Annotated in this window: 11 protein-coding genes; 2 read left to right on the top strand and 9 right to left on the bottom strand. The window is 43.0% G+C overall.

All coding sequences use genetic code 11. The features are described 5' to 3' along the window. The 3 genes from ZX61_RS20120 to ZX61_RS20110 are packed head-to-tail and all read right to left on the bottom strand — an operon-like array spanning position 1 to position 2214. A complete protein-coding gene (locus ZX61_RS20120; protein WP_082173526.1) occupies positions 1–834 on the bottom strand; it encodes a hypothetical protein in 834 nt (277 codons plus the stop codon). Next, positions 827–1603, bottom strand: coding sequence for an AfsA-related hotdog domain-containing protein (locus ZX61_RS20115; RefSeq protein ID WP_049846383.1), 777 nt, complete (start codon positions 1601–1603; stop codon positions 827–829). The genes ZX61_RS20120 and ZX61_RS20115 overlap by 8 nt, the downstream gene beginning before the upstream one ends. A gap of 11 nt (positions 1604–1614) precedes the next feature. After that, positions 1615–2214 carry a hypothetical protein gene (locus ZX61_RS20110; RefSeq protein WP_049846382.1) on the bottom strand — a complete coding sequence of 200 codons (600 nt, stop codon included), beginning with the start codon at positions 2212–2214 and terminating at the stop codon, positions 1615–1617. Positions 2215–2562: 348 nt separating this feature from the next. Between ZX61_RS20110 and ZX61_RS20105 the strand changes: the two genes are divergently transcribed. After that, positions 2563–3480, top strand: a complete 918-nt coding sequence (locus ZX61_RS20105) for a LysR family transcriptional regulator (protein ID WP_049846381.1) — start codon at positions 2563–2565, stop codon at positions 3478–3480. A gap of 54 nt (positions 3481–3534) precedes the next feature. On the opposite strand, the gene ZX61_RS20100 is transcribed toward ZX61_RS20105, so the two are convergent. Next, positions 3535–4431 (bottom strand): response regulator, encoded by an 897-nt coding sequence (locus tag ZX61_RS20100; RefSeq protein WP_049846380.1) that lies wholly within the window; start codon positions 4429–4431, stop codon positions 3535–3537. A gap of 104 nt (positions 4432–4535) precedes the next feature. On the opposite strand from ZX61_RS20100, the gene ZX61_RS20095 reads away from it, so the two are divergent. After that, a complete protein-coding gene (locus ZX61_RS20095; RefSeq protein WP_049846379.1) occupies positions 4536–5294 on the top strand; it encodes a hypothetical protein in 759 nt (252 codons plus the stop codon). Between the two features lie 23 nt (positions 5295–5317). On the opposite strand, the gene ZX61_RS20090 is transcribed toward ZX61_RS20095, so the two are convergent. The 5 genes from ZX61_RS20090 to ZX61_RS20070 form a co-directional block, all read right to left on the bottom strand. Next, on the bottom strand, positions 5318–6241 hold the full coding sequence (locus ZX61_RS20090) for an SPOR domain-containing protein (protein WP_049846378.1): 924 nt from the start codon (positions 6239–6241) through the stop codon (positions 5318–5320). A gap of 171 nt (positions 6242–6412) precedes the next feature. Next, positions 6413–7351, bottom strand: a complete 939-nt coding sequence (locus ZX61_RS20085) for an ABC transporter permease (RefSeq protein ID WP_049846377.1) — start codon at positions 7349–7351, stop codon at positions 6413–6415. A gap of 2 nt (positions 7352–7353) precedes the next feature. Continuing rightward, on the bottom strand, positions 7354–8331 hold the full coding sequence (locus ZX61_RS20080; protein ID WP_049846376.1) for an ABC transporter permease: 978 nt from the start codon (positions 8329–8331) through the stop codon (positions 7354–7356). Between the two features lie 128 nt (positions 8332–8459). After that, a complete protein-coding gene (locus tag ZX61_RS20075) occupies positions 8460–10013 on the bottom strand; it encodes an ABC transporter substrate-binding protein (RefSeq protein ID WP_049846375.1) in 1554 nt (517 codons plus the stop codon). An 87-nt stretch (positions 10014–10100) separates the two neighbouring features. After that, positions 10101–11816: a dipeptide ABC transporter ATP-binding protein gene (locus ZX61_RS20070; RefSeq protein WP_049846374.1), complete on the bottom strand. Its 1716-nt coding sequence runs from the start codon at positions 11814–11816 to the stop codon at positions 10101–10103. Positions 11817–12326: the final 510 nt, after the last annotated feature.

The following is a 12326-nucleotide window of genomic DNA, read 5'->3' as shown; positions in this document are numbered from 1 at the left end:
TTATTCTTCCCTATTATTCGTAGTCACAAATTCATCAAACGAGCGTTGCTCAAGCTTTAACTGGGCGTGAATGTCTCCACCGAGACCATGCAGACCAATCGCGCCGCCATAACTTTGCCGAGAACTCATATATAAGACGACAACATTAATTACTCGGTTACCTTCTGATTCATGGGCAGGAAATGGGTCAGGTAATTCGGCCCAAAACTGAGCACTGCCTAAAGAGTCAGTAACAAAAACATTCGGGATACCTAGTGGCCCTGGCCGAGTCGGAGATTCGGGATAGAGATCCTTCTCTCTTAGGCTCATTACGGTATAGAGGCTGTTAGGAACTAGGTTGCTAAATTGAAAATCAAAACGAGCTAACTGCTTGTCATCATTTAAGGTAACTGTCAGCTCTCCTTTAGCTTGCAGCCAATCGTATAAGTTAATCGGTGCAATGCGCCGCTTACCATCTTGATACCGATAGTCTTCAATATATCCCTGATGAAGAGGAAGGCTTGGCCTCACCTCCGTACTAGCTTGCGGCCTCTGCTCTGGAGCAAAAACCATCGGATAGTTGTTCGAAGGCAAAGGCAAAGGAAGCGTGAACAAGGTAATATCCTTCATTTGCTGCTCAGAGAGTTGTTCTATTTGAGTAACGATGTGATACGGTTTGATCTCGCCAAATGCAGGTACAGGGGTTTCTGGCGCAACAATTGCGCCAGACCAAGAAACACCACTATCACTTGGGATTTGCCCTACAACGACGAAGTTACCCTCTGCATCCATAACTTCTGCGGGAGGATAGAGCGGGCCTTGTGTCGTAGCCGATAGTTGGTAACTTCTACGCACAGTCTTGCTCCATACTAAAATGGTGACTAGGGCTCACAACCGCCTCAGTGGCGGATTCAGCTAGTTCCCCCTCTTTAGCAATTATCGATTTGGCAGAGTAGACAGCAAAAGATACGTCCATACTGGCGCACACAGTTTGATTCTGCATCACACTCATACGAGCTTTGAATCTTCCACGGCGATCATTCACATCCTTCTCGACAAACTCAAAATGTACGATTGCAGGTAGAGGGAATAGGAAATTCGCAAAATCAATCGACATACTGTTGATAACGTAATACTTGTCGTTTTGTTTTTGGTAAACAAACTCTTCAGTAACGGCAATAAACGCCTGGCGACAAGCTTCAACCAGCAACATTCCTTGAACATGCTGTCCTGTCTGATGGTCTCCCATCAATTCGCAGTTATCATCAATAACGAGGGGCAGTGCGTACATATCTAACTTATGATCAACTTTTTCAGCCTGACCAATTAGAATATTTCGCTCATCCCATTTGTGGGTATGACGATTTTTATGCTCAGAAGCTAGCTTTTCTACTGAACAAGTTTTGAGCTTGCTTTTCAGTTTTATATTATTGCCAATATCATCAATAACTTTCTTGGCTTTGTGCTTACAAACACCTTGCCCCGCAATCAGCTCATGCTCATCAGGAAATAGATTGTCTGGTAGCTTTGCTAACAACTCTAACTGAGAAATAGTTAAAGCTTTTTTTCCATTGGCATACTCTGAATATTTATCACCAACAACTACAATTTTATTAACTTCCATATCACTTGCTCTTATATTGCTCTATATAGACGCGTATATAGTCCTTCATCCCCACCAGTAATATAATCATCACCAGCTTGCTTAATAATCTCTTTATAGTTTTCATCATTAAATAGCTGCATATATTCATCTACATTTCCATTGAATGAAGAAACAAAAAGAACACCTGGCTGACCACTAATCAGAGAATGATAGGCTTCAAAGCTATTAATCTTGTCGGCATTGTCTCGTACTACATTAAATATTGTTCTATCGCGCCACTCAAGATAGTCATCGTAACGCTCTGCAGGCACTTCGACATGTCGCAACTGCACAAACTCCGTACTTGGCAACTCTGACTCACTAGCAATAGGTGCCTCTACGAATCTAAGCAATTCGCGTTTTATATCACCAGACAAGTAATCTTTATTAACAGTAAATGCATCTATGAGTCCTTTCTCTAAGTTTGAAATATCTTCTATTTTATTTATAGCCTTCAATTCCAATAGCTCATTATTTCCATCTTCGCTAATAAAATATCTAGAACTCTCGTTACATTTAATACTATCAATTGTTTTGTTATCAATATTTTTAACGGGGTATCGAGAGACCAAAAGGTAGTTTGTAGACATGTTTAACTCCATTTAATTAAGGAGCAACAAAACTAACAGCTATTGATAGTTGTGGAATTACTAATTATGTAATTTAATTTTTGAATCAACACCAAGTTTATAGCTTATTTCTGAATCACTACTAAATTCAATTTCATCATTAAGACTAATGAGAGAAGTGCATATAAACACAAACCTCAATAAGGAGGACTGCAAATTTTTCAGTGTGTGGACACTCAGCAAAAAATTAACTACATTTATCTTGTTATTTATAAATACTAACCTTTATAATGAAAACTATTCACATTCTGAATAAAATAAAGACATTACTTTAATGTTATTGATGTTGTTTTTGCCCATAAGATCTGTATGAGTATTAGATCCATTTTAACCAACAGTAGTTTGCCGACCGTTAAGCAACTTCAATGTTTTTTGGCCGTTGCGCAGGAACTTAACTTCCGTAAGGCGGCTGAGCGCATAAATATGACTCAGCCGCCACTAACTAGGCAAATAAGGTGCCTAGAGGATTTACTTGGTTATGAATTATTTAATCGTAACACTCATGGCGTACACCTAACTAAATCAGGCAATGACCTTCTCATTGAAGCAGAAAAAATCTTATGCCTAATTAGTGGACTGAAAGCTCTGAACGCAAGAAGTGTCGATAAAATTAGAGTGGGGGCGACTAATACTCTAAATTTCGAGAACATTTCTCCAATCGCAGGGGCTTTGAGCTCTCTAGTTGGACTTGAGAGCGCTGATGTTCATAATATGAATTCAAGTCAACTAATTCACAGCCTGCAAAAGAACTCATTAGATATCGCTCTCATTGGAGAACAAAATACTCGCGTAGAAGAAGATATATCTTTCCATTGGATATATCGCGAGCCACTGTTACTCGCTATGCCCTCTTCACACGAAGCCGCAACACAAATTCAAGTCTCGCTTGAAGATGTATCTGAGTTACCTTTATTTTGGTTTCCTTGGAGTGCCAACCCTGCTTTTTACGAAAAGTGCGAGAAACTGTTTGAAAAGCTCCCTTTCCCACTGAAAAGAATAAAAGAGCCTGACGATACTATTGTGATGCTCTCCAAAATTGCCAAGGGTAACGCCATGGCATTGATGCCTCGTTCGATGTGTACCTTTTACAATGATGGCTTATGCTATAAAGAGCTCTCTGACGCTCATAGTAAGTATCTAAATATCGACGTCTATGCTGCGATTAAAAACAACGATAGAAGGCCGCATATCTTCGATGCAATCGAGAACCTAAAGTCATCCCGATAACACTGGCGCTTCCCAAGGGAGAAATGAGTCCCTCTTTCCGGCACGATTACTCAGTTAGAAACCCACCAAAGTCACTTTCCCTTGTAGTGAATCTTTAAGCTGACAAGTGAAATCAACCCGCTTATCGGCATCTTTATCATATAAGGTTTTCAACTTCTCAAATGCACTGGGGACAAAACTGATGTTTTTTAAGCGCAGGCTTTTACGAGTTTGACTGTCCAAAAATGCCAAAGCAGAGCGCTCGAGTACTTGATGGCAGGCATCTAACACTCCTTTGCTCGCCAGCTTACTTTGAATTACTTGCTCAATATCCGCTTTAGAGATTGACGAACTCGACTGAGCAAAAACGCAAATAGCGTGAAGGTCTAGTATCGCTACTGCACGAGGTCTCTGAGTTGCGGTGTCTTCATAAACCGCTAACAGGCAGGGAATTTTACTCTCATCGAATAATTGTGGGGCAATATTGTTGAGGGTTAAGCTGTTGCCTAGCTCTCTTTGAAGTAGTTTCTCTAGTTGTGACAGTTTGGGTAACGCTAACTCTTTTTGGACTTCAGTGATTGAGTCGAGCGTTTTCTTACTTTCTTCAACACCTTGAACTAAAGGCAGTAAGTAGCGATGTAATTCACTGTCTTCAAAGGGTTTAGTGAGCACAAAACTAGCACCTGCCGCCTGAGCTTGTTGAATTTGGCTTTGGTCATCAACGGTGGTAATCATCCCCACTTTGATTCCTGCGCCGAGTTTCATTAGCTCTTCGGTTAACGTCAGCCCTGTCATATCCGGCATATACCAGTCAGTTAACACTATCTCAGGATGCCATTCTTTAGCCAAATCCAGTGCCTTAGTTGCGCTACAGGTTTTCTCAATCGATAAACGACAATAACCAAAGCTCTCTAAACCCCGCCTGACAATCTCTAATGTCGCCTTACTGTCATCCACAATCAAAATTTTCACGGGTCGCCATCACCTCCTGCACTGAACTGTCTAAATTATAGGCACATTTTTCACTGGCAACTAAACTTACAGACGATGAATGTCCCAACTTGCGTATTTGATAGATGGAATTAGTGTCAATTTTAACCCTAGAAAACCTGATAGCCCTCGCCGTAGACTTTGGACTACTTATCCTTTTGGTGTGGTTCGTAATTTTGCTTTTGATTCTGCGCGAGTTTCGCCAGTTTGCTCGACAAGTGGTCAGCGGCCGCGATATGGACAGAAATACATACGAGCTATGCCAACAGTCTGTCGACAAAGCACTAAGCTATACCGCAGATAATAGCGATACTCTTAATGACCTGATTATTATTCAGCAAGCGCTAGAAAGTCAGGTATCTCAGATAAAAGCAGCCAAAGGTGAGCTTAGCGCACAAGAGCAAGAATCGATTGATGAGCTGAACCAAAAACTAAATAAATCTCATCGCCTGATAAAGAAATTGAAAGGTGATTTAGATAAAAGCGTTAAAGGTCTACGAAATGCCAAAAACCGCCTGCACAAACAAACTGATACCGTAGAAAGTTTACAGTTAGAAAAAGATCAACTAGAGAAACAATTTGAGCAGCTTGAGCAGGAATATATTCAAATCAGCGAGTCAGGGGGTACGGCAAACTTGGCCAAAGAATTCAAACAAGAAAAACAACAACTGCTTGACCAAATCGAAGAATACAAGCAGAAGCTAGCTTCACAAGGTGATACATCAGATTTAGCGGAAGAACTTGAAGCCTCTAAGCAACAGCTACACCATATGAGCAAAGAAAAAGATTTTGTTGAGAAGAAGTACTTGGAATTGTTGCAAGAAGCAGAACAAAAAAGTCAGTAGCTCACCGCCACTGACTTCCTATGCTATTTCACACACACCACATTCAGCAGTGAAGTGCCTTTAAGTTTGTTGGTTTTACCACTGGTAAACAGCCCTGATTTCTCTGCGCCCCAATACGGCAAATGCATCGGCCATTTATCTTTCTGCATCACGTTAGAGTCAAGCAGTGCTTTCCACTCGCTAGAGGTCGCTAAGCGCATATCCAAGCGATAACAGGTCTTATAGGCACCTTCATAGTTGAGCCTGTTCCAAGGTAGCTCGTGCTCCATATAAAACTGGTCGTCACTAAACATAGTATATGGCACCTTGTACTCGATACCAGACACCGTCGCCGTTAAGCGAATTGAAACATCAGATTGACGCTTTTTAGGCTCCTGAGCCATAGGCTTGATTGCTGTAGGCTCCGGCTTCGCTTTCACTGGCGCAGGAATCACAGTGGTCGATTGCTGCGACTTTGCAGCCGGCTTTGACTTAGGTTTAGGTTGTGGCTTAACCATTGCCTGCTTTACAGGAGCCCCTTTCACCACTTCTCGGACAAACGCTTCCTTGTAGCCGGGCTCACTTTTCACTTTCGCCAGCTCCGCATTTGCTTGAGCGAAATCTTTATATGGGCCAATCAGACAACGATAAGCTTTGGCTTCTGGCTTTGCCCAGACATCGGTCGATATGTGCTGGTAAAGCTTTTTAGCCTTTACAAGAGGTAGCGGCTTGCTAAACACACCACACTGAATCCAAAATGTTGACTCTTGGCCACGTGGCTGAGATTTACCCCATAACCCTTTACCTATCGGGCACGACTTATCTAGCAACGGCAATTCATTGGTAGATGCCTGTGTTGCATCGCATAAAAATTCTTCAGCAAGCGTTGGGGCTGACAAAGCGGGCAAGGCTAATGCTGCAACAAGACTCCAACACTTCAAAAAAGTTTGTTTAGGCTTTGAGGCCATATTGATATCCATACTCTATAAACTTAACTTCGAGTTTATCCATCTACGTGGATCACTATAGTGACTTTCTTGACGGTTCACTGCCCTGAAAATGAGAATGCAAAAAAAGAGCCGTAATTAATTACGGCTCTTAGTTTAGATAGGTTTTTATAATCAAATCTTAGGCTTGGATCACCCTTTGTAGATTTTTGGGTTAAATACGTCACGCAACCAGTCACCAAGTAAATTGATAACCAAGACTAAAGTCACCAGTACGATACCCGGGAATGCCGTAATCCACCATGCACCAGAGAAAATGTAGTTAAATCCAATGCTAATCAGTGCGCCCAAAGAAGGTTGGTCTACCGGGAGACCTAAACCTAGGAAAGAAAGTGCCGCCTCTGACATGATGGCATTTGCCACCTGTACGGTCGAAATCACCAAGATAGGCGATAAACAGTTTGGTAGGATGTGACGGAACATGATGCGCGGAGCTTTAAAGCCCATCACACGTGCCGCCTCTACGTACTCTTTCTTCTTCTCTGCCAACACTGAAGCACGAATTGTACGTGCATACTGCGGCCATTCAGCTACACCAATGATCACCACCAGCATGACGACCGCATACTGGCTGTAGAAATCACTACCAAAGCTGGCTTTAAAGATAGCCGAGACAATGATTGCCACCATCATGGTAGAGAACGATAACTGAACATCCGCGAAACGCATCAAGAAACTATCAATACGACCACCGAAGTAACCCGCCGAAAGACCAATCACAATCCCAAGCACTAGCTGTAGACCTACCGCTAGGAAACCAATAGTCAGAGATAGGCGCGAACCGTAGAGAATAGTCGACAGGATGTCACGACCTTGCTCGTCGGTCCCTAATAGGAAGTTCTCATCGCCATCTTCCATCCATGCCGGTGGAAGCTCTGAATCCATAATATCAATCGACGACAAATCGTATGGGTCAGTTGGTGAAAGGATTGGCGCGGCCAGAGCCATCACCAAGAACAACATAAACACGGTAAAACTGGTCATAGCCACTTTGTCGCGTTTAAAGTAATACAAGAAATCCGATTGTTTAAATCGCTCCCAACGTGAAGGAGCTGCTGCAGTTTGACTCATGGTTAAGCTCCTTTACCTGTTAAATTAACGGTCGGGTTAATGACACCGTATAGCAAATCAACAATCGTGTTGGTTACAACGAAAATCAGACCAACAAAGATGACGTAAGCGGTGATTAGCGGTGTATCAACACGGTTGATTGCTTCAAGGAAAAGGAAACCAGTTCCAGGCCATTGGAAGACAGTTTCAGTCAGAATTGTATAAGCGACCATGGTACCAATTTGAACACCACCAACGGTTAGTACAGGAAGCATTGTGTTTTTCAGAGCGTGCTGGTAATAGATTTTATTTAGAGCCAGGCCTTTCGCTTTACCAAATTTAATGTATTCCGAGCTAAGCACTTCAAGCATCTCTGAACGGACCAAGCGAATAAATAGTGGCAGCATGATAGAAGCGAGCGCAATGCAAGGTAAAACCAGGTGAGCTAAGCCATCTAAGGTGAAATAACCAGATTCCCAGCCAAGAAGATTGGCTGTCTCACCACGGCCATAAGATGGTAGCCAGCCCAACTCAATAGAGAACACATACATCAGCATGATTGCGGTTAAGAAAACCGGAATCGAAATCCCTATGCTACTGCCAGCCATGACAATTTTGGTAAATAAACTTTTTGGATGAATTGCCGAGTAAACGCCAAGAGGAATCGAACAGAAAACAATGATAAGCGTGGCACCAAACACTAACTCGAGTGTCGCTACCAATTTATCAAGAATAACTTCAACCGCGGGGCGCTTGAAGAAATAAGAAGTACCTAAATCACCTTGTAATGCATTGCCAACAAAGCGAGTGTATTTTGTAATGAAGGGATCATTCAAACCTAGTTCGTCGCGCAAAGCTTGACGCTCTGATTCAGAGACCGACTGACCAACAAGCTCACGCAATGGATCGCCGAGGTTATCCTGAATGGCAAACGCCACTAAACTGATCACAAACATCACTATCAGTGCCTGAAACAGGCGCTTGACCAGAAACGAAAACATTCCTTGCCCCTTTAACTTTCCATAGATTTCAGTCTTAAAAATGGCACTTAACCCGACTGAAACAAAGCTAAGTACCAAAAGTCGACCAAGTACTCACTCAATGAGTACTTGGTCTAGTTCACTAATGATTATTTAACCACTAGGTCACCAAAGTATGGGAAGTTCATACCATTGATGATTGGACCAATCTCAACGTTGCCTTTCGCTGCCCATGAAGGATCTTGCCAATGTAGAGGAACAAATGCCGCTTCATTGTATAAAATCTCTTCAACTTTTTTCAGAGCTTCACTACGCTTAGCCAAATCAGTCATTTTGTTGGTCTCTTCGATCAACTTATCCACTTCAGCGTTAGAGTAGTGACCACAGTTGTACTGACCTTTACCTGTTTCCGCATTACGCGTCATGGCTAGGAACTCAGTGAAGTTACCTGAATCTTCTGTGTCTGGGTGCCAACCGATCATTAGCATGTCTGCTGCACACTTATCAAATTCAGGCCAGTACTGAGCTTTAGGCATCGTCTTAAGATCAACCTTGATACCGATCTTAGATAGCATTGCCGCCGAGGCTTGAGCAATCTTGTCATCGTTCACGTAACGGTTGTTTGGTGCCATCATAGTCAGCGTGAAACCGTTTTCGTAACCCGCTTCTTTCATCAAGGCTTTCGCTTTGTTAAGATCGTAGCGAGGTTTTAGAGCGTCATTAAAGCCTACAAAACCAACTGGGCTCTGTTGACCAGCCGCAGTTGCCGCACCCTTCATAACTTTCTTAGTAATACCTTCGTTATTGATTGCGTAAGTAATCGCTTGACGAACGCGAACATCTTTCAGAGCTGGGTTACTGTTCTGGTTCATTTGGAAGGTAATGACGCGCGTACCTGGCATAGTGTAAAGATCTACGCTGTCAGCTTTCTTGATACGTTTGTAGTCATTAGGTGCAACAGGGGCGATCATGTCTACATCACCAGAAAGAAGCGCAGCAACGCGAGTCGCGTCTTCTTTGATTGGTACTAGTGTTAGCTTGTCGACGTTACCGCCAGAAGCGTTACCCCAGTAATCATTGAAGCGTTCGAAAGTAACTTTTACACCTTGCTCACGTTGAGTGATGATGAAAGGACCAGTACCGGATACGTTAGTCGATGCGAAAGAGTTACCGTGCTTAACTAGCTCAGCTTTATCTTTGCCGTCTTCCGTTTTGCCCGAGTAGAACTTGCTGTCCATTGGGAATAGGTAAGTCATGACGTTTTCTACAAGTGGGTAAACGCCGTCAGTTTTTACTTCTACTTCGTATTCGCCAACTTTTGAAATCGAAACGATAGGGCCAAAGATACCTTTAAAGTCTGGTGAGTTCTTCAGACGGTCAAACGTCCAAACTACATCGTCAGCGGTTAGCGTGTTACCTGAGTGGAACTTAACGCCTTGGCGAATGTTGAAATGCATTGTTTCGCCGTCAATACGCTCCCAGGATTCCGCTAGACGAGGTTCAAATTCCATCTTCTGGTTAAAGCGAATCAGCGGGTCAAATACCATGTGAGACATTTGCAGTGTGCCGCCAGATAGCTGCTCATGCGGGTCAAGTGACACTGGGTCAGCGTCATAAGCTACGGTAATATCTGCTGCTGCTGCACCAAAGCTAAGGCCAGCTGCCATTAAAGCCACTGCTAGTTTGCTTTTCATGGTTTTCATTGCATAACTCCTTATGCGGGATTTTCTATCCCTAGTTGTTGTGTTTGCTTCTGTTTATTGCCCGTCAAAACGGGAAAGAATCACGACTTACGCCGTTTTTACTTCTTCTCTTAAGCCCGTAAATTCAGGCATTAAAGAAATCAGTTGTTTACTGTATTCGTGCTGAGGCGATCTAAATAGCTGCTCGGTAGGCGCCACTTCCAGTAGCGTCCCCATCTGCATCACTCCCACTCGGTCACACATCTGACGAATAACGGGTAAATCGTGACTGATAAACAGCATGGTTAGATTTAACTCATCTTGTAAATCTTTCAGCAGGTTAAGAATTTGCGCTTGTACCGATACATCCAGTGCTGAGGTCGGCTCATCACAAATCAGCAGACGCGGACGTGTTGCGAGTGCACGTGCAATCGAAATACGCTGACGCTGACCACCTGAAAACTCATGTGGGTATTTCACCCCTGCCATTTTGCCCAGACCAACGTGATCAAGTAGATCGTTCACGATCTGACGTGTTTCAGTTTCGCTATTGGTCAACTTATGGAATCGGATAGGTTCCGCGATGATGTCAAAGATTTTCATACGCGGGTTCATAGAAGTGTATGGGTTTTGGAACACCATCTGCATCTGGCGGCGTAGTGGGCGGCGCTCTTTCTCGGATTTCAAAGAAGTTAGGTCAATACCTTCAAACGTTACCTTGCCAGAGTTCGGTGTGTACAAGCCAGCTATCACTCGTGCAATGGTTGATTTACCAGAGCCCGACTCGCCTACCAAACCAAACGTCTCGCCTTCGAAGACTTCAAAACTAACATTGTTAGAAGCTTGAACATATTCGCGGCGACTTTCGAACAGAGAATCTTTAGTGATAAAACGTAGATTGACGTTTTCTACGTTTAGAAGTGAACCGGTGTACTCTCTGTGATCTTGGCTTTGACCTAACCAGTGATTCTTAACATCAAGCGGCTCCATCTCATGCGCCTCCTCGATGTAACTCACTAATGGAAAACGAGCCAGCTTCATATCTGAACGCGGAACAGCAGAAATTAAGCTGCGCGTGTATGAATGGTCAGGCTGACCAAGAACCTTAGCGGTAGGGCCAAATTCAACCAAATCACCACGATACATTACCGCTACGCGATCCGTTACGTTAGAAACCACCCCCATATCGTGGGTGACCAGCATACAACCGACATTATTCTGGATACATAACTCTCGGATTAAGCTCAAAATTTGGTCTTGAATCGAAACGTCTAGCGCTGTGGTCGGTTCATCAGCGATGATCAGATCCGGTTCACCGGCCAGAGCAATAGCGATAACGACACGCTGGCGCATACCACCAGAAAACTGATGCGGATACTGCTTCAAGCGATTTTCTGGTTGAGGAATCCCAACCTGTTGCATTAAAGAGAGAGCCCGTTGATATGCCTGTTCATCAGATACCTTCATATTGGCATGAATGGTTTCTTTAAGTTGCTGTTCAACGGTAAAAAGTGGATTTAGAGAAGTCATTGGGTCTTGAAAAATAAACCCAATTTTAGAGCCTCGAACACTACGCATTTGCTCTGGCGTTAAACCAGAAATCTGCTTACCGTCTAGATAAACATCACCACTAGCAATGCGACCAGGAGGACTCAGCAAATCGATAACCGCATTACCAACGGTCGACTTACCTGCACCAGATTCGCCAACAACGCCGACGATCTCCCCACGTTCAATATTAAAGGAGAGTGATTTAACAGCGGCATGGATACCATGACGCGAAGGGTACTCTATTCGAAGATTTTTAACTTCTAAAAGTGACATTACCAGACCTCTACTGCTTCGGCAGCTTTCTGCCCTGTCTGAAAAGTGAATCCATTCGAGCCAGAATATCATTCTGGCAAATTACAAGGTCATCAATTTGGCAAAAAATTCACAGAAAAGCAACAAAGATAGGATAAAAAGTCGAGAACGGACAAAAAACAAGCAGCATAGCAAAATAAATATGCAATAGAGCTATATCATCCATTGGTCATACCTGCGCCAAAAACAGGTCACAGACCTGTTGAAACTTAACTTTTGGTTATTTTAAATGGCATTTAGTTATAACAGGAAAAAGAATAATCATTCACCAAAAACACCCCCACCAATATTAACAACTTTAAAACATTAGTCTGAATATTTTATTTATATCAGTTTTTTTGTCCAACTTTCTTTATTTATATGGAATTAAAGCAAAACAATAATGAGTTGAACTAAATCTATTATCTGCGATTTTTTATTGCCTTACTAAAGCCAGTTAATGCTTAAGTATGAGGGCGGGATGCGGGATGC

The sequence above is a fragment of the Vibrio sp. VPAP30 genome (assembly GCF_001188205.1).
In the GTDB taxonomy this organism is placed as follows: Bacteria; Pseudomonadota; Gammaproteobacteria; order Enterobacterales; family Vibrionaceae; genus Vibrio; species Vibrio bivalvicida.
Note: the sequence above shows the minus strand (reverse complement) of the source record. Positions and strands in the feature narration are given on the sequence as shown.

Coding starts and splice junctions, on each gene's coding strand:
- ZX61_RS20115 (WP_049846383.1), bottom strand. CDS start 1,603: ATGGAAGTTAATAAAATTGTAGTTGTTGGTGATAAATATTCAGAGTAT.
- ZX61_RS20110 (WP_049846382.1), bottom strand. CDS start 2,214: ATGTCTACAAACTACCTTTTGGTCTCTCGATACCCCGTTAAAAATATT.
- ZX61_RS20105 (WP_049846381.1), top strand. CDS start 2,563: ATGAGTATTAGATCCATTTTAACCAACAGTAGTTTGCCGACCGTTAAG.
- ZX61_RS20095 (WP_049846379.1), top strand. CDS start 4,536: ATGGAATTAGTGTCAATTTTAACCCTAGAAAACCTGATAGCCCTCGCC.
- ZX61_RS20090 (WP_049846378.1), bottom strand. CDS start 6,241: ATGGCCTCAAAGCCTAAACAAACTTTTTTGAAGTGTTGGAGTCTTGTT.
- ZX61_RS20085 (WP_049846377.1), bottom strand. CDS start 7,351: ATGAGTCAAACTGCAGCAGCTCCTTCACGTTGGGAGCGATTTAAACAA.
- ZX61_RS20080 (WP_049846376.1), bottom strand. CDS start 8,331: ATGTTTTCGTTTCTGGTCAAGCGCCTGTTTCAGGCACTGATAGTGATG.
- ZX61_RS20075 (WP_049846375.1), bottom strand. CDS start 10,013: ATGAAAACCATGAAAAGCAAACTAGCAGTGGCTTTAATGGCAGCTGGC.
- ZX61_RS20070 (WP_049846374.1), bottom strand. CDS start 11,816: ATGTCACTTTTAGAAGTTAAAAATCTTCGAATAGAGTACCCTTCGCGT.